The sequence below is a fragment of the Legionella quateirensis genome, from assembly GCF_001467955.1.
GTDB lineage: Bacteria > Pseudomonadota > Gammaproteobacteria > Legionellales > Legionellaceae > Legionella > Legionella quateirensis.
Genome location: NZ_LNYR01000031.1, coordinates 205899 through 225923, shown reverse-complemented (window position 1 = coordinate 225923; position 20025 = coordinate 205899). Strand labels below are relative to the sequence as shown.

The window sequence follows — 20025 nt, the reverse complement described above, 5'->3', positions numbered from 1 at the left end:
AAACAATGCAGATTGATGCGTGTAATCAGTTTAACAAGCAGTAAAGGAGTGATGCAAATGGTTAAGCAAGAGACAACAAAACAACCTGAAAGCTGGTACAATCTTTTAACCTGGAGTAATGCATACCGAGGTTACAATGCATTAATCGCCAGTCTTGTTTTGCTTGAATACATCAATAACCCAGAAGCAGCTGCAATTGAATATCTTCCTGATGTTGCTGTTCATGCATTTGAAGCAATAGCCCCTGATTCATTAAACAATTTGGCAATAACGGCAAATATTACCAGAGGAATACAAGCAGGCTTCGCATTTTTTTCAGGGAATTCGACTATTCCCAGTGCTGCTAATTTTGCTGATGTAGTCAATCATGGACTCAGTGTTTATCGCAGACTGTCTTAATTAACAGGACAAGAGAATCGATTCATTATTGACACAATTGATTCAATCATTAAACTATTGTCCAGTGTAATGAAGTAATTGTTCTACAATATCTTTTTGATTGTCAGTCAAATAACAACTCTTCATTACGTTAATGAGTTCTTCTTTTGAATAAAGTCGTAATCCTCTCGCTTTGAAAAGTTCCAACTCCTCTTCAGTAGGAAATGAATAAAATCCTGTATCGGTTGCATTTTGAACCAAAGCTGATAATGGTTCCTTTCTCGATAATTTAAGTAAATTGGTCGTGACGAGTTCAACTCCAGCTGGAATCAGATCGAGGATGTTTTGCATCATGGATTGTGTATAATCAAGATCGCAAGTTCGTGAGTCGATAATAGAGCCTTCATCCAATTGTTCGGATATTCGAAGCAAGGTGATGCCATAGTGTTGTTCCTGATTCAACATGGCGGCAAACATGGGCATAATCCCTCTGTATTTCGGCAACAAACCAGGATGAACATTCCATAAATAATGTTCGTTTGAACGCGTAAAGTAATGAATAAGCTGTGCATCAAGTTTGACAATACATCTTATAGAAATAACCACATCAATCTTCCAAATGTTTGCTTGTTCTAAAATAAATTGGGACGCATTTTTATTATCAATAAAGGGACAAAAAGCATAATTGATGGCATATTTTTGAACCAAGGTATCTAATCCTACATACTTGCCCTCATTCCGATGATTTTTGAGGAAAGGGATTAGAGCTTCACTAAATAAGGTTCGCTCATAAAATATTAATTGGCGTATATCTTCGTGTATTTTTTCTGGTTTAAATGCCAATTCATTCTTAAATACCAAAAAAGATGCCTTAAATTGAGTTTGTCCAAATTTAATGCATATTTCATTTGCCATATTATAAGAATATAAATCGCTGCCTATAAGAAAAAGTATATTCATCGAATTCTCTTTAAAGAGCCTATAATTGACTAAGTAGACTCCAATTTACTTTAAATAAGTGATAGTCCAATTTATCTACCCCATTAATTTTGAGGAACTTTATATATGGATGTCGCATCATTAAAAATATATAGACTTAAATATAAATTACCACAACCTCTTTCTATTGCCACTTATACCTGGACCCACCTGGAAAACATTATAGTCCAACTTCATTATCATGATTTGATTGGTATTGGAGAAGCTGCTCCATTTGTACTGATGACAGGTGAGACCTTCGATGATGTTGTTTCACAGCTACAGGCTGTCAAAGAGCATCCCATTGATCCAAATGCTGCACCTCACGTTTTTTATCAATTTCTCAAGGAACAGGTTAAGAGTTCTCATGCTTCCGCTGCTTTAGATAGTGCTTTTCATGACTTACTAGGAAAAATAAAAAATAAACCTGTATACAGGATTTTTGGTAATGAGAAGAAGATCACCCCAAATAGCTTAACTATACCTATTTTAGATTTAGAAGAAACCAATGATTTTGCGTTGTCTATTCTTAAACATCATCCCCAGGTTCAACTGATTAAGATTAAAATGGACCTAAATACGATTAATCACAAAACGATACAATTAATCAAAAGTATATTTGCTAAAGAAGTAGCTTATGTGATTGACCCCAATCAATGTTTTAATGATGCAAACGAGGCTATTGAAGTATTAAAAGAAGTGCAATCGATTTTAAAATCTGTAATTGCGGTTGAACAGCCTGTAGAAAAATACGATTATCAAGGATTATTGGCGATAAAAAATCAGCTTGGTGGCATTCATATTTATGCTGATGAGAGCATCGTGGGCATGGATGATCTGGAAGAACTAATTCGTTTGAAGGCCGTCAATGGAGTTAATATCAAAATCCAAAAAGCAGGCGGAATTTGGAAAGCTCGGCTTATGGCACAAAGAGCTTATGAGGCAGGATTAAAGGTAATGGTAGGATGTATGATGGAAAGCTCTTTGGGTGTGGCTGCAGGCATTCATTTTGCAGCATCAATGCCAAATATCGCATTTACTGATTTAGATAGTGACTTATTTTTATTTGAGGATTTAAAGAATCCTATTTTTACTCAATCTCCCTTCACTCAGGGTATGAGAATACCCTTCGAAAATCCAGGTTTAGGAATAGAGATAAATGACTCTGTTCTGGAGCATCTGGCAAAACGAAATGAGCTGATTTATGAAGAACTGTAATTTTCTGGTTGTATGTGTACCAGATGTGCTTTTTTTAAGGTGAGAAAATCTTGATAGAGATGATCAAAGCACGAATTGCTTAATATGATTGTCGCCGCAATATTGGAAGGTTTAACCAAAATGTCGTATTCTCCGCTGGGCTGCATTTGAATTAAATCTCCAGGCTTTACATTCCATTCAATACTCAACTCACTATTCAGTTTGGGTAATTCAAGACTCAAAACGAGTCCATTTTTTTTAGGAACATAACAAAAAAAAGAAAACTCAGTTATTCGTTGGGTTTGAATGGTTATGGGTCTTTGCAGTCTTAACATAAAATGAGCCAATTCGATATTTACTCCTGTCATACGTTCAATCATGGAAACAACCAAGGCCCCAGAAGGCCTTGCTGCTATTTCCAAAAAAACGACTTCATTATTTTGTGTAAGAAACAATTCACAATGAGTGACTCCTTCAGGTGGTTGTAACAAAGCAATGATCTGTTGATGCACTACGTTCAATTGGTTCCAGCGCGAATCATGTTCAGGCAGCACGATGCTGCCCGTTGGATAGCCCTCTTTAAACAATGCCATAGGCCATAAGTATTCCGAAATGGAGACAAATCGAATTTCCTTATTTTGCACAATCGCATCACAGTGAAATAAAGTTCCCTCAATAAACTCTTCAATTTGAAAGGAGATGTCTGAATGTACTATTTGCTCAACATAAGCGAACCACTCGGTTCTATTATGAATTTTCTTAAAACTGGCACTACCGTATAAGGCAATCGGTTTTACAACAAAGGGATAATTGAATTTTTTTTCCAGCTCAGTGATGTAATGCACTTTATCTGTAAGGTATTCATCTCTATTAAACTTCTGGTGATATGGAGTACGAATTCCTTGAGCATCTAATGTATTTTTCATGACAATTTTATCAATAAATTTGATTAAAACTTTTTCTCCCTCTCCTTTTAATCCTAAATAGTCTATAAGCTTTCCTACAACAAGGATGCATGCTTCATCGTTAGTCACTAATTTTATTTGGTCGCGACTTACTTCTTTTAAATAGTGTACGACTATGGGTAATGTAGTCTCGAACGTTATGGGATCAATCACATATATTTTTTCAAAAAAGACCTTGTGTTCTTCTTTTAATTGAGAATAAATCGTTGAATTAATTAATAAAACAGTGCGTGTATCAGAACACCTTAATAAGCTCAAATCACTTTTAAAAGGGGTTATTGCATTAAAAAATAGTGCTACTGAGTTCATTTTATCCCTCTATATTCCAAGCAACGACTATGCTCCTGTATTAATTATATATAAGATTCAGTACTTTCCATGGCTTATCGAGTTTAAATATAAAATTATCGATTCTGGAATCACTCTTTATTATCAATCCTAACACCATTAGACTTATGACTCATTCCAGACAACAATGAAAATCAATGCAGAAACTTCCTAAAGAATTTTATCAAAGAGACACGATACAGGTTGCCAAAGACCTGTTAGGTAAAGTTCTGGTACATGATGATGAAGGTATGAAACGGATCGGTAAAATTGTAGAAGTGGAGGCATATCTTGGACAACAGGATTTAGCGTCGCATTCATCGAAAGGAATAACCAAACGTACTGAAGTGATGTATGGACCTGCAGGATTTGCCTATATTTATTTGATCTATGGAATGTACTATTGCACTAACGTAGTTACAGAAAAAGAAGGAATTGGTTCAGCGGTATTAATAAGGGCATTGGAACCTGTTCAAAATACCATAGGAAGAACTCAGGGGCCTGGATTATTATCCAGGGCCATGAATATTGATAAAAGATTTAATCGACATGATTTAACTGGCGACACTTTTTATATAGCGGACGCCAATGATCAAACACTCTTCACGATAATGGAAAAACCTAGAATCGGTGTTCACTATGCTAAAGATTGGACTGATAAATTATTAAGGTTTTATATAAAAAATAATGCGTTTATTTCCAAACCTTGATATCTAGTGAAACGCTGTACTAACTGTAATAACCAATTTTCACATGAACCTGATAGTATTTGACTTTATTATTATCGATAAAGCCTCTGGTTTCCATCACTTCAAACCACTCCAGTTTACCGTGAGATTTTGCTGCCATTATTGCATTATCAATAGCCTTCTCTATACTTTCCTGTGAAGTACCAATTAATTCAATTAATCGATATACTTTATCCGTCATTTTTACTTACTCCCTAAATTAATTTGATCCTGCGCTTTTGCAATAGCCTTACGAATAGATTGAGATTCTTCAGATTGATCTGGCGCCATAACTAACAGCCGTTGCCAATAAGCTATCGCATCTTTGTAATCATGACTCATGTAAGCGTTCATGGCAAGCATGGCTAACGCATCGGGTTGATTAGGATTCTTGTTCAGTAGATTTTTAAATAACTTAATAATTTCTGCACTGAATTGTTGATTGTTCATCAACCAGAGACTGTGTGCATAATTCACAGCATACTGTTCATCTTCGGGATTTAAAAGATGCGCCTTAGCAAAGGCTTGAGACGCATTGTTTGTCTCATTATTACTGGTATATAACCTACCCAATAAATACCACCCTTTAGCACTCTTTGGACTGTCATCCAGTTTTGCTCTCAATTTATCGATCAATTCCTGAGGGCTTTTGATTGATTTAAGCACTTGTTGAGCGCGTTCCCTGGACTCATTTTGATGAATATAATCCTGCCACTCTGCAAATCCACCCCAAAAATAATAACCGGTAGAAGCCATCAAAAAAATTATGGGCACCAGCACGATACGCGTCAATACAGTAGACTTTAAGGGATATATTATTAGAATACTTGCAGCAATGGTTATTAAAACCAAAATACTGATTAACCACCATTCATTCATAGGATCTTCGCTTAAAACATGTTCGCCAAAAAATCAGGAAGCCCAGCAATAAAAAGACAAATGGGCCAAACCATAATAATAATGTAACTGCCTTTACTGGCGGTTTAAAAAGAATAAAGTCACCGTACCGGGAAGTCAGGTAGTCATTGATCTCATTATCGCTTTTGCCTTCTTGAACCAAGTGATAGACCTGTAAACGTAAATCCTTAGCCAATTCGGCATTTGAATCTGCCAAATCCTGGTTCTGACAGACCAAACATCGCAAATCTTTTAATAGATGATTAAATTGAGCTTCCTTTCTGGCTGAATCCAGAGGGTATACGCTGTTGGCAAAACACACAGGCATGAGCAAAAAAACAACTAACCCGAAGCATAATAAATAAGCTGCTCTCATGAAACCTGCTCCAATTTCTTCATTAGAGGCAATATATCCTTTAACCAGACCTCCTGAGTCATTATCCCAACATGCCTATAACGAATAATACCCTGTTTATCAATAACAAAAGTCTCAGGTGCTCCATAAACACCTAAATCAATTGCGACCTTGCCTTCGCTATCCTGAGCCACCAGTTTATAAGGATTACCCCATTGCTCTAGCCACTGTAGTGCATCAGCCGATGTATCTTTATAATTTAGCCCATACACAGGCACCCCTTCACGAGCCAATTGCAGCATAAAAACCTGTTCTTCAACACAGGCCTGACACCAACTGGCCCAAACATTAAGCAAAACGACCTGATTACGTAGTTGATTTGAACTGAATGTCGCCGCAGGATTTTGGAGTTGCGGTAAAGTAAATTCGGGGACTGCCTTTCCAAGTTGTACCGAGGGTAATTGATGCGGATCTAAAGAAAGTCCGCGCCAAAGAAAAAAACTCAATAATAAAAACAGAACAACAGGAATTATTCTCCAACCAATTGTTTTCATGCCTCCAACTCCTGAGTACGAAGAGCAACTGCTTTTCTGCTTTTATAATACCTTCTATCAGTCAAGGCTAGAAAACCGCCAGCAAGAATCATAAACCCTCCACCCCAGATCCAGCGTACAAAAGGTTTATAATAAAGTCGTACAGACCAGGAGTTATCATTCAGTGGCTCACCCAAAGCGACGTAGATGTCTCTAAATGGAGTCACGTCTATGGCTGACTCTGTCATAGCCATTTGTCCAATTGAGTACACTCTTTTTTCAGGATAGATCAGGCTGGTTTGGTCATTATGGCTGATTTTAAACTCGGCTCTTGTCCCTTTATAGTTCGGTCCAACCAAATCAGATTGATTAATAAATTCTATTTGATAGGCAACAAGAGAAACTTTAGAGCCAGGCGCCATCTGCACATCGTCCTGTACTCCATATGCAGTGGAAACCGCAACGCCAATGACGGAAGCCGCAACACCACAATGTGCCACTACCATGCCCCAATAGGCTTGACCAACTCCATCAAAACCTCGTTCCTTGATGCGCCGGATTACCGCATTCGATGTACTTAATAAAACCCAGAAGGCCAACATCAACCCCATTAAGGCTGATCCATCAAACTGGCTGGATGTCACCCACAATAAAGCTACGGGTACTAACAAACTAACAAGAGCAGTCCAGTTTAACCTTTTATGAACTGCCTTCCATCCATCACTATTCCACTTTAAATGAATCCCGATACCCATGATCAACAACATAGGTATCATCAACGGTACGAATACCGCATTGAAATAAGGAGCCCCTACAGAGAGTTTACCCAGCCCCAAACCTTCAACCAATAAAGGATATACTGTACCCATTAGTACGGTCAGCATTATAACAACCAGAAAAACATTATTCAGGAGTAACGCACTCTCCCGAGACAAAGGACTGGGGCTGTTGCCAGTCTGCAGTGTTTGTGCGCGAAACAAAAACATGAGTAACGAACCGCCAATTACAATCAATAGAAAAGCCAAAATAAACAAGCCACGCTGCGGATCCACAGCAAAAGCATGCACTGAGGTTAAAACTCCAGAACGAACAAGAAAAGTTCCAATGAGGCTTAAAGAGAATGCAGCAATCGCCAATAGCATGGTCCAGGCTTTAAATTGTTGACGTTGTTCGGTCACGGCAAGAGAATGAAGTAATGCGGTACCGACTAGCCAGGGCATAAATGAAGCATTCTCAACGGGGTCCCAGAACCACCAGCCGCCCCAACCTAACTCGCGGTAGGCCCACCAGCTTCCCAGCGTTATGCCTGCTGTTAAACAGCACCAGGCTGCCAAAGTCCATGGCCTGGTCCATTTAGACCAGCTGGCTTCAACTTTACCTGCCCACAATGCAGCTATAGCAAAAGCAAAAGCCACAGAAAAACCGACATACCCCATGTACAACATAGGCGGATGAAACAGGAATCCTGGATCCTGTAATAATGGATTCAGATCACGTCCCTGAGTATTTAAAACCTGAAATTGACGTAAAAAAGGATTGGATGTAGTTAATAAAAAAAGAATGAATCCTATACTCAGCCATCCCAATACCACCAATACTCGAGTGCGCATTTCCTTGTCCAAACTGGAACTTAAATATCCTACCAGAATCATCCAGAAACTAAGAATAGCGACCCATAAAAGCATGGAGCCTTCGTGCCCACCCCAGACAGCACAGAGTTTATAAAACCAGGGTAATAATATACTGGAATTACTCACTACATATAAAACAGAGAAATCATCACTTAAAAAGCAGAACGTTAAACAAATATAGGCAAGACTGACAAACAGAAACTGCAATCCAGCATACGTCTTAGCTGAATCCATCCAGGCTTCACGTTTCAGATATAAACCCGCCAGAGGAATTATCGCCAACATCAGGGCAACAATTAATGCGAGGATTAACGAAAAAAGGCCGATTTCTGCTATCATGAATTCACCTTTTTAGCCAAAGCGGCTTTAACTTCGGGGGGCATATAATTGGCATCGTGTTTTGCTAACACTTGACTGGCCCGAAAATGGTGCAAATCAATGACCTCACCTTCGGCAACAATTCCCTGACCTTCCCGAAATAAATCAGGCAGTATACCTTTATACGTTACGGTTATGGTTTTATTAAAATCCGTAATTTTAAATTGAACTTCCAAGCCTTCCTTAGCTCTTATAATACTGTTCTTTTCAACCATCCCCCCTACTCGAACAGGATGAGCCAGCGGCGCTTCTCCGGCTATGACCTGGGTTGGGGTATAAAATAAGCTAATATTTTGTCTTAAAGCATATAAAACCAGACCAGAGGCTATAGCTAAAATCGACATAAAAAAAAGTATCATGAGTAACTTTCGTTTTCTTGCCGGGTTCATAAATTTTATCTCTTAAACCATCGTTGCAGTTTTTGACGAGTCCGAGTCTTTTGCCGTTTAATCCCATAAAGATTCATTATCAACACAAAACCAACCAATCCGTAGGCAGGCCAGACATAAGCAGAATAACCACCCATTGCCAGCCATTCAAAAAATGGATTCATTAACGCTCTCCTTCGAATTGAATTTTAACCCAGGCTTGCTTCTTTTCCCTGATTAATAATTCATTTCGTGCCTTTTCCAAAATAATCCATAAACAATAGAAGAAAAATCCAATCAGAGTAAACAATAATGGATACAACATACTGCTTTCGATTTTAGGTTTTGCAAACGCGGATAAGGTAGCCCCTTGATGCAAAGTATTCCACCAGTAAACCGAGTAATGAATAATAGGTAAATCAATCAAGCCTACCAAAGTGAGTATCGCAATGATTTTATCACCGTCTTCCTTATTTTTTACTGCATGATGAGTCGCTAAAATAGCAGCATAAAGCAATAAAAGGACTAATTCAGAAGTCAAACGTGCATCCCAAACCCACCACGCTCCCCACATGGGCTTACCCCAAATACTGCCAGTAACCAACGCGAGAAAAGCCATACAAAGACCCAGTTGAGCTACCAGGCTAATCAACAAACCAGCAATTTTAATACGCCAAACTAAAAGCAGAACGGCCAGGAAGCCCATCCAGGCATACAGAGCCATTGAGAGGAATGCGCTTGGAACATGTACATAAATTATACGAAATGCGTCGCCTTGTTGATAATCCGGTGGGGCAAATACAAGCCCCCAAATGACACCAATCAGTATAGTTAGCAATGCGCCAGTTGCTAACCAGGGGATAATTCGCCCGGAAAGAGTGTAAAATGTTTTAGGTGAGGCTAATTGATATAAAAACTTCCACATAGGAAACAATAAAGTCAGAAAAAAGAATCGGATTTTACCATGTCTCAGTGCTTTCGCAAAATATACCGAAAAGATGCATTAATCGACCTGACTGATTCGAACTACTCCAGAAATAGCATAAGGCAAAAAACCAGCTGCAATTACGGACATTGCCAATAGTAATGCCAAATACCCACTGATTGGTAATCCCTGCATGGCAATGTTCAAAGTTCCACTGCCAAATATTAGTAAAGGAAGAGTTAAAGGCAATAATATCAGTGCCATTAAGGCTCCCCTTTGATTCACTCCCACGCCAAAAGCAGCTGCCAGTGCGCACAGATAGAATAATGCGGGTGTACCGCAAAGCAGACTAAGTACTAATATCCAGGTTTCCCATACTGAAAAAGAAAATAGAACTGCCACCAAAGGAGACAGCAGTAATAAAGGTATCAAATTGAACAACCAATGTGCCAATACTTTTGCGCTGATTATAAGATTTAGTGATTGTCCTGAAACCAGCCATTGCTCGATAACACCTTGTTCATAGTCCTGTTGAAACAGTCGCTCCGCTGAGAGCAACATGGAGAGTAAAATAGCCATCCATATTAGACCGGGTGCTATGGTTCTCATCAAAAGAACTTCTGGTCTTATCGTTAAAGGAAAAATAAACAGCAACATTAAAAAAAATAAACACGAATTAACCAAATATCTGATTTGCCGCATCTGGATTAACCATTCACGCTTGAATTGGGTTACAAATAATACAAAGCTGGAATTCACAAATGATACTCCAGATAGTCACTATCGCTTAATGGCAGATTTTGATGAGAAGTAAGTAATACCGTGCCGCCTTGTAATCGATGCTGTTCTATTTTATTCATGAGTGTCATCAGCGCTGTATGATCCAGAGCGACCAGTGGTTCGTCCAACAACCATAATGCCTTATCAGACATCCATAATCGAAGAAGCCCCACCTGCCTTCTTTGCCCTGCAGAAAGCAAACCACAAGGTTGATCTAAAAATCGCTCCAGGTGAAACAGTCCGGCCAGTTCAGTGATATCGGTCTTGTTATCCCCATAATTCAGATCAAACAGACAGTTTTCTTTCAGGGTAAGATAAGGGTTAATGCCCGTTTTATGACCTACAAAACACAGTTCCCTTTGATATGCATCACGTTGTTCGGATATAGGTCGGCCAGCAAAACAAATCTGCCCCTGCGAAGGTTGATGCAATCCCGCAATTAACTTGAGTAAGGTAGTTTTTCCGGCTCCATTGGCTCCTTTCAAATGCAAAATCCCTCCCTGGGGCACTTTAAAAGAAACATGATGTAACAGAGGTTGTTCCTGGTAATCAAAATAAAGATCGATAACTTCAAGCATAGGAATGTATTTTTACCATAAAAAGTGAGACTAACTATAAATAAAAGACAAAACAAGTTTTTTAACTCTCAAACCTTTTAATTTCCCGATTTTTGTCTTGCGAAGTCACCCTAGGATCGCCATAATCTGTTTTATTTATTTAAAGGTCAACAATGGAATTTCTTAGTGAATACGGTATGTTTCTCCTCAAGTGCTTTACCCTGGTTATTGCATTTTTAATACTGATCGGAGGCATCTTTTCTATCGGCCGTAAACCCAAGCCTAAATTGGAAATTATTTCTCTGAATGAACAATATGAACACATTCAATCCCTAATGAACAAAGAGATTCTAGGTAAAAAATTAAGTAAAACGAAAAAAAGTAAAGAAAAAAAACCAACTCTATACGTCATTGATTTCAGTGGCGATATAAAAGCATCTCAAGTCGAACAACTCCGTGAAGAAATTACCTCCATTCTGAGTATTGCCAAACCTGAAGATGAAGTTTTGATAAGATTGGATAGTCCTGGCGGTGCTGTTAATGGTTATGGACTTGCGGCATCTCAACTGCAAAGAATACGTGAAAAGAACATTCCTTTGACTGTGAGTATCGATAAAGTGGCAGCAAGCGGGGGTTATTTAATGGCTTGTGTAGCCAATCAAATTATAGCCGCTCCATTTGCAATCATTGGTTCAATTGGTGTTGTGGCTCAAATCCCGAATTTTCACCGCTGGCTAAAGAAAAATGATATTGATATTGAATTATTAACTGCTGGTGAATACAAACGAACCTTGACTCTTTTCGCTGAAAACACAGATAAAGGCCGGAAAAAATTTCAGGAAGATCTGGAAAAAATACATACTGCATTTAGAGACTATGTCCTAATGAACAGAAGTCAATTGGATATGGATAAGGTATCTACGGGTGAGCATTGGCTGGCAACAGATGCGTTTCAACTCAGCCTGGTAGATAAACTATCCACCAGTGATGAATATCTTGTCGAAAAAATGGGGCGCTACAAGGCATATAAAGTAACCGTCCAACCGAAGTCAACGTTGATGAATAAACTGCTTAAACCAGCTATGAACTTGATGCATCCCTGGGCTTGATTGAACAGCCCAGTGATCGGATAAGGGAAGCTCAACAAAAGATTTAATATGAGTATATAATTATATAATCAATATATTTTCTGCAAGGGAGTGAAACATGAGCGATTTTAAATCCAAGCTACCTGATTTAAAAGAATTATCTTCAATGACCAGTAAACTCTTTAAAGGCATAAAGAACAGTGTTGAAGAGATTATTCAAGACTACAAACATAAAAGAGAACATCAGGAAGCACCTGCTGAAGAGGTAAAAACTGAAGCCGTTAAAACTGAAGAAGTAAAAACTGCAGAGGTCAAAACTGAAACGATCAATAAAACTGAAAAAACTGAAGAAGAATCCACTGAGAATAAGCCTTAGTCTAAAAACTAAGGCATAGTTTCAATTTCACTTGCGGCCATTCCTGAATTTTGATCACATCTTTGCCCTGTCCCACGGAGTTTCCGCGGGACGTCAGAGAGAAGAGCTGAACTGTTTTTTTTGCAGATGGTCGAAGATTCAGCCCCCCGCCATAAAGTCCCTAGGAATAGTCCTCTGTAAATGCAGGTTTAGAGCAAATCAACTTAAGATGGACGCATTAGTTGGAGTCATTCCGGCTAATTTCGCGGATTTTCTTATTAAATGACTTTCTTTTGGGTGTAGATAGCCAGATTGCTCTTCAAGCTCAACCAAATCATCATAAATTTCATTAAGCGAATCACGATTTTTTGAGAAGATACGTACAGTACCATAAGGATTGTAGTCACCCATTGCCTGTTCGTTTTTTAATCCACTACTGATTGTTAAAATAAGCTCGAGATTAGGTCGCTGTTCATAGAGTCGCACCAGCGTTTCATTAATTTCTCGAGTTGTAGCTGAAGTGACATCTATGGCACAAATACGATCCTTTTTATCAATTAAAGCAATTTCATCCGCCATTTCCTCATGCGTTGTGTTGCAATGATTTATGTCGAAAAATCCCACGTTTGTCTGAACTCTTTTTTTAGTTTTTTCATGGACATAATCAATAGGAATTGGATGTTTTGATAATGCTTCATCCGTTTCATAATACATTTGGCTCGCAGTGAAAGTAAGATACAAGGGATCTATTTGATATTTATCATGCAGGTATTTTCTACTTACAGCATGAATCAGTTGTATTGCCCGCATTCCTGTTGCTGTAATTATTTTCTTTGCATGAACAGTCTGAGACTCACCTTTAACTTCAAGTTCGCCTTCTTCTTCAGAATCAGATCCATTGCCATCCTCAACCGAATTATCTTCTTTAGGCTGAAAAATGAAATTTGCAACCCAGGCTTCAAAACACGAATGAAAATCTTCAGTTTTTTGTTTCTTTATAAGAGTCGCAACCTCTCTTTTGGTGGCCCCCAACTGCTCTGCCATTTCTCCTGCCAAGGCCCAAAACTCATCGTCCTCAACATTTTGGGCCGCACCCCATTCATAAGATTTTAGATCCTCACAATCAAGTTGAATCGAAAGGGATTTGCCATTCAATTTAATGGATTGAAGCACCTTTTTGAGGGGTTCTATGAACGCCTTACTATAAGCTTTTTTATCTTCGAATAGATCTTCTAATGGCTGAGCTAGACAAGCATTTTGAATCAAATCGACTAAACACTCTTTAACTACTGATTTTCTGAATATTTGACTTGCAAAAGATTTATTTGAACTATCACCTGGAGCCCATAAAGTATTCCAAAGGGTATCTTTAAGTTGAATGTTCACTGGTTTTGTTTTCGTTGATTTTATTTTATTATAATTATTCAGTGTGTTAGTCAATGCCACAGATTGAAATGGAATTTTAAAGGCTTTCTGGTTCTTGGCAAATTTTTGCAAATATAAGATCGCATCAACCACGCAATCTGCATAGGGTTTTGGAGTTAATCCTAGATTAACACGCACACTTTCGCCACAATCTGCAACCGAAGGTCTCAAGCACCCAAAGCTTGATCGATGTACCATTTCAATATTTATTCCTCGTTCATGAGCAAGGGTATTTGCAAATGCAATGAGGTATACTGATAAAAATTGACTCCAAATTTTAGGATTTTTCTCACCCTTTGGTTTAGGTAAGGAAAACAGTGCGCAGGTATAATCATTATCTGCGTTAATAAGAATATCCGGATCTCGTTCTTTAACTTGTTTGACAACATAAGCAGCCATGTTTTTTTGCTGTACTAAAAGCCTGTCATACCATAGAGCAGGCTCTGAAATTGTCAGTGCTTTTTTTACCGGCTTTAAGGCTTTTTTATAACTCGTAAAATGAAATGGGTTGTAAAAATTACCCGTTTTAGGATACATACCCGTAGTTATTGACTCCTGATTTCCCTGAAATTTAAACTGATCTTTAGTTGCTCCCTCGATTTTTTTAAAATCACTTCTGTGGTAAGTAGTCCATCGCACCGGATCGGTCATATCCAATAATGACGGATACCTGCAATGAAATTCTGATCGGGGTAAATAAACTCGATCCCTCACTGGTTTTATTGTTCCTGAGGCGGTTCGCGTAATTTGAATAATTTTCATAAGTACATCTCTAAAAGGGTAAGAATCATCATCCTTAAAGAGTAAATAATTATTCCATTAGCATTTTATTCCCACGATTGTATTATATGCAGCGCATTCTTCCAATATATTTTCCATTCTATCTCACGGTGATTACTTCTAAATATCAAATAGTTCTTACAGAGATGAGGATCGAAAAGCCAACTCGTACTTTTATGACATAAACGGTAGCAGAACGATAGATCTGATAAAAACAATCAGGAATGGGGCAAACGATACAACAAATGTTCTCTGTTCCCGAACCTCGCAGTGTATACTGCGGGGCTAATAAGATCTCACATAATATACAAACTTTTACTTAAACACCTTACTGATTCACGGGTTGTCCATAATAAGATGCTGATTGTCTATCGCTCCTCTTTTTCAGGACGTGTCAAACCATACTTACGCATTTTCTCTACTAATGTTGTCCGTCGCATATTGAGATAACTTGCTGCATGGGCTACTACCCAGTCGGATTCTTCCAGAGCCTGACTTATTAAGGCTAGCTCTGTTTTGACTAAATGCTCCTTCAAATCAATACCATCTGTATTAGGCGTTTGATCCTGACTGATGATTTGCAATAAGGTTTCACGCTCAGTACCTGATGAATTCATTTCCATATAAGAAAGCTTGTATTCACCTTGAAATCGTTGGGGTAAATCATTTTTACATACAATACCATTAGGATATAAAATGGATAATCGTTCCACTAAGTTAGCCAGCTCACGAACGTTTCCTGGCCAACTGTAATTACATAATGCATCCATAGCATCAGGCATTAATCGGACAATTGGCCTGTGTTCACCTTCGATACGCGAAATGAGTTCATTAAATAAGAGCACCACATCTGCACTTCGACTTCTCAGTGGCGGCATTTCAATAGGAAAAACATTAAGCCTATAAAATAAATCCTCTCTGAATTTACCTTCTTGTATTGCAACTTCCAAATTTCGATGGGTTGCTGCAATGATTCGAACGTTCACATCAATGCTCTTGTTCGATCCCACTCGCTCAAAACAACGCTCCTGTAAAACTCTTAGTAATTTAACTTGCATGGCTAAGGGCATATCGCCAATTTCATCAAGAAACAGAGTTCCTCCGTTAGCTAATTCAAAACGACCTTGCCTTGAAGTAATAGCCCCGGTAAAAGCTCCTTTTTCATGACCGAATAATTCACTTTCTAATAATTCGCCTGGAATAGCACCACAATTAATCGGTATAAACGGTTTATTTGATCGAGCTGATAGAGAATGAATATTACGAGCAACAACTTCCTTACCAGTTCCTGACTCTCCTAAAATCAGTACGCTTGCTTCAGTATTTGCAACCTGCTCAATCAATTTACGAACCTGACTAATACTTTCACTAGTACCCACTAAACTACGGAATAAAGGAGTTCTTTGAGAGCTCGCAGTAATGAATTTAACCGCTTCTTTAGCAATTTGACAACGATGCAATGCTTCTAGCATTTGAGCATAGCTGAATGGAAAAGAGAGACATGCAACGACATTTCGATCTTCACATTGAATGGAACTTAACTGTTGATCAATAACGATTATCGGAACCTTGGAAAAATGCTTTACCAATGCGTCTAGTTCATCCATGGTTTTTTCGAGCATTAATTCTGCGCCCAGAATAATTACCCCGGGGTTAGGATTAGTAATAATTTGCCAGTTGTTATATTTGCTAATTTCTGTAGCTTGTCCTAAAAAATCAAATATAGTTCGTAATTTGTCACAACGATTTTCATTTTCATCAATGATGTATATTTTCTCATTGTCACTCATAAACCTATCCTTAAGTTCGAGATAATTTATTTTAAGTATCGGATACGCACTTCACAACTGTCAAACTTCTGGCATTAAATTTACTTAACTGTCATAAAACCTATCGCTCTAAAATTATACGTGCGATTTTATGGTGGTTTTACAAAAAAATCCTCAGCAGAGTCTTGATTCTGTATATTCCCCGATATTACCAGCTCTTTTTTTATTAAATACATACAATTTACTCGACCAACGGATTGCCCGCAGTTACTACGATAAAGATCAGGTTTTATCCTTCATTAACCATTACTGATACTGAATTGTTCCATCCATTCATAAGATTGTTCTGACATTAACCTTCTTTTCGAGTTAAACACTATTCGGTATATTCACGGGAATCGCCATGAAGAAGACAAAAAATTCCCGTTAATCCTGAGTATAATCAAAAACACCTGTTTAACATTCAACAAAGCCTTTTATTCAAATCTGAATGAAATAATTTATCGATAGCACAGTATGGATTTAAAAGCATTACATTGGTTACCAAAGCACAACTCCTGGCTTCCAATTGATTTAGTTGCACTGATTTGAGCTTCCTTCACAAATCGTTTTGCCTGGAGAAAACCCATTCGACTGCAAAACGAATTAGCAGCTCTTGCTCCACATCCCTTATTTTTGTCATAACACCAATCCACTCGATAATCATTGTATCGAGGATAAGCAAATTGTTTCTCACGATAATGATAGGGTTTAGGCGGATTATGTGACAATCCTATGGTACAACTAATGGTCATAAACCCATTGCAACGCCAACCTTTGCATTGTGCTCTGCTGGCTAAATAATTCGTTAATCCAACATTATAAGCAATCACATTTTGACTGGAATAATCATAGCCCAACATTTGACAATAACGATTAGCAACTTCCTTACCACACTCTTTACCATCAAAACTGCAATAATCCAGACGCTCTCCAAGGTAAGTTGGATGCCAGATCGTTCTAAATGCTTTATTTTGTAATCCCTTCGCATTTATTTGCAGCGAAAAAAAACAAAGCACAAATATAAAGACCAGGAATCTTCTAAAATTGATCATTATAACAATCCTTTAGCAACTATTGTCACATGTTAGCCCACTATACCGGGCAGGCACAAGAGAGATTGCTACAGGACAGAATAAAAATATAGTGAAACCTGTATATCTGTTTTAATAAATTCCAATTTGATGGTCTAATGTGAAATTTTCAATTAATTATATGATTAAACAGGATTATTGCTGTCCAGAAACAGATGGGTCAAATTAAAATTACTTGCTAAATAATTTCCTAATGCCTGAATCCCGTACCGCTCCGTTGCATGATGTCCACAAGCAAAATAATGGATTCCTAATTCTTTCGCTTGATAATAAGTACGTTCAGATACCTCACCACTTATATAAGCATCAACGCCCAAAGCATGAGCATTTTCGATATAATCCTGAGCAGCACCAGTACACAGCGCTATTGATTTTATGTCTTTGGAATTACCCGCTATATGAAGAGGCTTACGGCCAAAAGAGTGTTCCAGAACGTCATTAAATTGAGTATCTGTCATTTGTTCAGGCAGAAGGCCAGTCCATAACATATTTTCTGTAGAACCGACTTTATGCATCTGTACAGAATCCAGTAACAATAACTTAGCCAAACAGGCATTATTGCCAAGCTCAGGATGACAATCAAGGGGCAAATGATAAGCAAACAGGTTAATGTCGTGATTCAATAATTTAAAGATCCGTTGGCGCTTCATTCCTGTGATAACAGGATCTTCGCCTCGCCAAAAATAACCATGATGTACTAAAAGCGCATCTGCACGCCATTCAACTGCCTGAGAAATAATATCCTCAGATGCAGTTACTGCAGTACAGATGCGTTTGATTTGCTCTTTTCCTTCAACCTGAATGCCATTTGGAGCATAGTCATTGTATTTACTACAATTCAACAAATCATTCAGGAAAAGGCTAAATTCACTACGTTTAATCACCGTTCAGAAACCCGCTTGATGTCAGCACCCAGAAGAGATAATTTTTCTTCTATACGCTCATAACCTCTATCAACATGATAAATTCGCTCAACGGCAGTTTCTCCCTCAGCCACCAAACCCGCTAATATCAGACTGGCTGAAGCACGAAGATCAGTTGCCATTACAGGTGCTCCCGTTAATTTTTCAACCCCATTAATAATCGCGGTATTACCATTAAGCTGAATCTGGGCGCCCATTCGTTGCAATTCCTGCACATGCATAAAACGGTTTTCAAAAATTGTTTCAACTATCGTTGAAGAACCTTCAGCGACTGAATTCATCGCCATAAATTGCGCTTGCATATCAGTTGCAAAAGCAGGATAAGGAGCCGTTGAAATATTTACCGCCTGAGGACGTTTGCCATGCATATTTAAACTGACCCAGTCTTCGCCTATAGTCAGCTCTGCCCCAGCTTCCTCAAACTTGCATAATTGAGACAGTAAGGTATCGGGTCGTACTCTTTTTACAGTTACATGCCCCCTGGTCAATGCTCCCGCGGCAAGATAAGTACCTGCTTCTATTCGGTCAGACATAACTGAGTAAGTTCCACCAGCAAGTGACTCAACACCTTCAACTTCAATAGTTGATGTTCCGGCTCCTGAAATTCTGGCGCCCATCTGAATCAGGAAATTCGCTAAATCAACCACTTCCGGTTCACGAGCAGCATTCTTAATAATAGAAGTACCTTCTGCAAGCACTGCAGCCATGAGTATATTCTCAGTACCCGTTACGGTAACGGTATCAAACATTAATCGACGTCCTTGCAAGCGTCCTCGCTTACAACGTGCATTGATATAACCATTCTTAACAGTAATATCAGCGCCCATGGCCTTTAATGCTTTTAGATGCAAATCCACTGGACGAGTACCAATCGCACAACCCCCGGGAAGAGAAACATCAGCTTTCCCAAAACGCGCTAACATTGGCCCTAAAACCAGAATGGAAGCACGCATTGTTTTAACTAAATCATAAGGAGCCACAAACTCATTGACCTGGCTGGCATCTACCTGCACATTCATTTTTTCGTCAACAATTAAATGTGCACCTAGTTGTCCCAGAAGTTCCATCATTGTAGTGATGTCTTTTAAATGAGGAACATTTGAAATGGTTACATGGTCACTGGCAAGTAAACTGGCAGCCATTATGGGTAATGCTGCATTTTTCGCACCCGAAATAACTACTTCCCCATGTAATGCCTTACCACCGTTTATTAATAATTTATCCATGTTGCTTCCCCCATTCTTCTTTTGTCCATGTCTTCATGCTTAAAGCATGAAGCCTGCCAGTGGTAATTAAGTCATTGAGCTGTGCATAGACCCATTGCTGTCGAGCGACCCTGGTTTTATTTAAAAAAATATCGGTTACTATAATTAATTGATACTGGTAACCATCGCCTGTTACTTCGACATGAAGCACTTCGTCAATGCTTTTAAGTCTCTGTTCAATTTCTTCATTACTTAACATAAAGTTAGCTCACTAATTGAAATAAATACAATTTTTTTACCCTAGTTGTAAAAAAAAAAATAAATGAGGATTATACAGTCATACCAAAGGA

General features: G+C 38.4%; 23 protein-coding genes. 5 read left to right on the top strand and 18 right to left on the bottom strand.

Translation table 11 applies throughout. The features are described from left to right. Nucleotides 1–57: 57 nt before the first annotated feature. On the top strand, nt 58–399 hold the full coding sequence (locus tag Lqua_RS10685) for a hypothetical protein (RefSeq protein ID WP_058474405.1): 342 nt from the start codon (nt 58–60) through the stop codon (nt 397–399). Between the two features lie 54 nt (nt 400–453). On the opposite strand, the gene Lqua_RS10680 is transcribed toward Lqua_RS10685, so the two are convergent. Then, nucleotides 454–1338 carry a formyltransferase family protein gene (locus tag Lqua_RS10680; protein WP_058474262.1) on the bottom strand — a complete coding sequence of 295 codons (885 nt, stop codon included), beginning with the start codon at nt 1336–1338 and terminating at the stop codon, nt 454–456. A 105-nt stretch (nt 1339–1443) separates the two neighbouring features. On the opposite strand from Lqua_RS10680, the gene Lqua_RS10675 reads away from it, so the two are divergent. Next, nucleotides 1444–2574, top strand: a complete 1131-nt coding sequence (locus tag Lqua_RS10675) for a mandelate racemase/muconate lactonizing enzyme family protein (RefSeq protein ID WP_058474261.1) — start codon at nt 1444–1446, stop codon at nt 2572–2574. Here Lqua_RS10675 and Lqua_RS10670 read toward each other — a convergent pair. Further along, nucleotides 2559–3827 carry an ATP-grasp domain-containing protein gene (locus tag Lqua_RS10670; RefSeq protein WP_058474260.1) on the bottom strand — a complete coding sequence of 423 codons (1269 nt, stop codon included), beginning with the start codon at nt 3825–3827 and terminating at the stop codon, nt 2559–2561. The two genes, Lqua_RS10675 and Lqua_RS10670, sit on opposite strands and share 16 nt — an antisense overlap. Before the next feature lie 176 nt (nt 3828–4003). Between Lqua_RS10670 and Lqua_RS10665 the strand changes: the two genes are divergently transcribed. Next, nucleotides 4004–4555, top strand: coding sequence for a DNA-3-methyladenine glycosylase (locus tag Lqua_RS10665; RefSeq protein ID WP_058474259.1), 552 nt, complete (start codon nt 4004–4006; stop codon nt 4553–4555). A gap of 19 nt (nt 4556–4574) precedes the next feature. Here the strand turns inward: Lqua_RS10665 and Lqua_RS10660 are convergent, their stop codons facing one another. The 10 genes from Lqua_RS10660 to ccmA all read right to left on the bottom strand — a co-directional run bounded on the left by Lqua_RS10660 (nt 4575) and on the right by ccmA (nt 11018). After that, a complete protein-coding gene (locus tag Lqua_RS10660) occupies nt 4575–4775 on the bottom strand; it encodes a dodecin (RefSeq protein WP_058474258.1) in 201 nt (66 codons plus the stop codon). Between the two features lie 2 nt (nt 4776–4777). Further along, nucleotides 4778–5452 carry a tetratricopeptide repeat protein gene (locus Lqua_RS10655; protein ID WP_058474257.1) on the bottom strand — a complete coding sequence of 225 codons (675 nt, stop codon included), beginning with the start codon at nt 5450–5452 and terminating at the stop codon, nt 4778–4780. Further along, entirely contained in the window at nt 5445–5846 is a 402-nt protein-coding gene (locus tag Lqua_RS10650; protein ID WP_058474256.1) for a cytochrome c-type biogenesis protein, read from the bottom strand. The genes Lqua_RS10655 and Lqua_RS10650 overlap by 8 nt, the downstream gene beginning before the upstream one ends. Beyond that, complete coding sequence (locus Lqua_RS10645; RefSeq protein ID WP_058474255.1) at nt 5843–6379, bottom strand: DsbE family thiol:disulfide interchange protein; 537 nt, start codon at nt 6377–6379, stop codon at nt 5843–5845. Before Lqua_RS10645 ends, Lqua_RS10650 begins: the two co-directional genes overlap by 4 nt. Next, entirely contained in the window at nt 6376–8328 is a 1953-nt protein-coding gene (locus Lqua_RS10640; RefSeq protein WP_058474254.1) for a heme lyase CcmF/NrfE family subunit, read from the bottom strand. The genes Lqua_RS10645 and Lqua_RS10640 overlap by 4 nt, the downstream gene beginning before the upstream one ends. Continuing rightward, the gene (gene ccmE / locus Lqua_RS10635; protein ID WP_058474253.1) at nt 8325–8756 is read right to left on the bottom strand and encodes a cytochrome c maturation protein CcmE; all 432 of its coding nucleotides are present in this window, start codon (nt 8754–8756) and stop codon (nt 8325–8327) included. The genes Lqua_RS10640 and ccmE overlap by 4 nt, the downstream gene beginning before the upstream one ends. A 5-nt stretch (nt 8757–8761) precedes the next feature. Further along, nucleotides 8762–8920 carry a heme exporter protein CcmD gene (ccmD, locus tag Lqua_RS10630; protein WP_058474252.1) on the bottom strand — a complete coding sequence of 53 codons (159 nt, stop codon included), beginning with the start codon at nt 8918–8920 and terminating at the stop codon, nt 8762–8764. Then, the gene (ccmC, locus tag Lqua_RS10625; protein ID WP_058474251.1) at nt 8920–9660 is read right to left on the bottom strand and encodes a heme ABC transporter permease CcmC; all 741 of its coding nucleotides are present in this window, start codon (nt 9658–9660) and stop codon (nt 8920–8922) included. The genes ccmD and ccmC overlap by 1 nt, the downstream gene beginning before the upstream one ends. A gap of 78 nt (nt 9661–9738) precedes the next feature. Next, a complete protein-coding gene (gene ccmB / locus Lqua_RS10620; protein WP_058474250.1) occupies nt 9739–10419 on the bottom strand; it encodes a heme exporter protein CcmB in 681 nt (226 codons plus the stop codon). After that, nucleotides 10416–11018, bottom strand: coding sequence for a cytochrome c biogenesis heme-transporting ATPase CcmA (gene ccmA, locus Lqua_RS10615; protein ID WP_058474249.1), 603 nt, complete (start codon nt 11016–11018; stop codon nt 10416–10418). The genes ccmB and ccmA overlap by 4 nt, the downstream gene beginning before the upstream one ends. Before the next feature lie 152 nt (nt 11019–11170). Here ccmA and sohB point away from each other — a divergent pair, with 152 nt between their 5' ends. After that, nucleotides 11171–12106 carry a protease SohB gene (gene sohB / locus Lqua_RS10610; RefSeq protein ID WP_058474248.1) on the top strand — a complete coding sequence of 312 codons (936 nt, stop codon included), beginning with the start codon at nt 11171–11173 and terminating at the stop codon, nt 12104–12106. A gap of 97 nt (nt 12107–12203) precedes the next feature. Continuing rightward, nucleotides 12204–12461, top strand: a complete 258-nt coding sequence (locus Lqua_RS10605) for a hypothetical protein (protein ID WP_058474247.1) — start codon at nt 12204–12206, stop codon at nt 12459–12461. 198 nt (nt 12462–12659) lie between these two features. Here Lqua_RS10605 and Lqua_RS10600 read toward each other — a convergent pair whose 3' ends face one another. The 6 genes from Lqua_RS10600 to Lqua_RS10575 all read right to left on the bottom strand — a co-directional run bounded on the left by Lqua_RS10600 (nt 12660) and on the right by Lqua_RS10575 (nt 19934). Then, entirely contained in the window at nt 12660–14627 is a 1968-nt protein-coding gene (locus Lqua_RS10600; RefSeq protein ID WP_058474246.1) for a hypothetical protein, read from the bottom strand. Nucleotides 14628–15013: 386 nt separating this feature from the next. Then, nucleotides 15014–16435, bottom strand: a complete 1422-nt coding sequence (locus Lqua_RS10595; protein ID WP_058474245.1) for a sigma-54 dependent transcriptional regulator — start codon at nt 16433–16435, stop codon at nt 15014–15016. Nucleotides 16436–16914: 479 nt separating this feature from the next. Then, nucleotides 16915–17508 carry a hypothetical protein gene (locus tag Lqua_RS10590; RefSeq protein WP_058474244.1) on the bottom strand — a complete coding sequence of 198 codons (594 nt, stop codon included), beginning with the start codon at nt 17506–17508 and terminating at the stop codon, nt 16915–16917. Nucleotides 17509–17672: 164 nt separating this feature from the next. Next, on the bottom strand, nt 17673–18431 hold the full coding sequence (locus tag Lqua_RS10585; protein WP_083501310.1) for a Nif3-like dinuclear metal center hexameric protein: 759 nt from the start codon (nt 18429–18431) through the stop codon (nt 17673–17675). Continuing rightward, on the bottom strand, nt 18428–19696 hold the full coding sequence (gene murA / locus Lqua_RS10580; RefSeq protein ID WP_058474243.1) for a UDP-N-acetylglucosamine 1-carboxyvinyltransferase: 1269 nt from the start codon (nt 19694–19696) through the stop codon (nt 18428–18430). Before murA ends, Lqua_RS10585 begins: the two co-directional genes overlap by 4 nt. Beyond that, nucleotides 19689–19934, bottom strand: a complete 246-nt coding sequence (locus Lqua_RS10575; protein WP_028385145.1) for a BolA family protein — start codon at nt 19932–19934, stop codon at nt 19689–19691. The genes murA and Lqua_RS10575 overlap by 8 nt, the downstream gene beginning before the upstream one ends. Nucleotides 19935–20025 lie beyond the last annotated feature (91 nt).

Excerpts from the sequence above, each read along its gene's own strand:
- murA (WP_058474243.1), bottom strand. The coding sequence starts at position 19,696 with ATGGATAAATTATTAATAAACGGTGGTAAGGCATTACATGGGGAAGTA.
- Lqua_RS10640 (WP_058474254.1), bottom strand. The coding sequence starts at position 8,328 with ATGATAGCAGAAATCGGCCTTTTTTCGTTAATCCTCGCATTAATTGTT.
- ccmE (WP_058474253.1), bottom strand. The coding sequence starts at position 8,756 with ATGAACCCGGCAAGAAAACGAAAGTTACTCATGATACTTTTTTTTATG.
- Lqua_RS10670 (WP_058474260.1), bottom strand. The coding sequence starts at position 3,827 with ATGAACTCAGTAGCACTATTTTTTAATGCAATAACCCCTTTTAAAAGT.
- Lqua_RS10575 (WP_028385145.1), bottom strand. The coding sequence starts at position 19,934 with ATGTTAAGTAATGAAGAAATTGAACAGAGACTTAAAAGCATTGACGAA.
- Lqua_RS10605 (WP_058474247.1), top strand. The coding sequence starts at position 12,204 with ATGAGCGATTTTAAATCCAAGCTACCTGATTTAAAAGAATTATCTTCA.
- Lqua_RS10675 (WP_058474261.1), top strand. The coding sequence starts at position 1,444 with ATGGATGTCGCATCATTAAAAATATATAGACTTAAATATAAATTACCA.
- Lqua_RS10665 (WP_058474259.1), top strand. The coding sequence starts at position 4,004 with ATGCAGAAACTTCCTAAAGAATTTTATCAAAGAGACACGATACAGGTT.
- ccmC (WP_058474251.1), bottom strand. The coding sequence starts at position 9,660 with ATGTGGAAGTTTTTATATCAATTAGCCTCACCTAAAACATTTTACACT.
- Lqua_RS10680 (WP_058474262.1), bottom strand. The coding sequence starts at position 1,338 with ATGAATATACTTTTTCTTATAGGCAGCGATTTATATTCTTATAATATG.
- Lqua_RS10650 (WP_058474256.1), bottom strand. The coding sequence starts at position 5,846 with ATGAGAGCAGCTTATTTATTATGCTTCGGGTTAGTTGTTTTTTTGCTC.
- Lqua_RS10595 (WP_058474245.1), bottom strand. The coding sequence starts at position 16,435 with ATGAGTGACAATGAGAAAATATACATCATTGATGAAAATGAAAATCGT.
- Lqua_RS10590 (WP_058474244.1), bottom strand. The coding sequence starts at position 17,508 with ATGATCAATTTTAGAAGATTCCTGGTCTTTATATTTGTGCTTTGTTTT.
- Lqua_RS10685 (WP_058474405.1), top strand. The coding sequence starts at position 58 with ATGGTTAAGCAAGAGACAACAAAACAACCTGAAAGCTGGTACAATCTT.
- sohB (WP_058474248.1), top strand. The coding sequence starts at position 11,171 with ATGGAATTTCTTAGTGAATACGGTATGTTTCTCCTCAAGTGCTTTACC.
- Lqua_RS10600 (WP_058474246.1), bottom strand. The coding sequence starts at position 14,627 with ATGAAAATTATTCAAATTACGCGAACCGCCTCAGGAACAATAAAACCA.
- Lqua_RS10655 (WP_058474257.1), bottom strand. The coding sequence starts at position 5,452 with ATGAATGAATGGTGGTTAATCAGTATTTTGGTTTTAATAACCATTGCT.
- ccmA (WP_058474249.1), bottom strand. The coding sequence starts at position 11,018 with ATGCTTGAAGTTATCGATCTTTATTTTGATTACCAGGAACAACCTCTG.
- Lqua_RS10660 (WP_058474258.1), bottom strand. The coding sequence starts at position 4,775 with ATGACGGATAAAGTATATCGATTAATTGAATTAATTGGTACTTCACAG.
- Lqua_RS10645 (WP_058474255.1), bottom strand. The coding sequence starts at position 6,379 with ATGAAAACAATTGGTTGGAGAATAATTCCTGTTGTTCTGTTTTTATTA.
- ccmD (WP_058474252.1), bottom strand. The coding sequence starts at position 8,920 with ATGAATCCATTTTTTGAATGGCTGGCAATGGGTGGTTATTCTGCTTAT.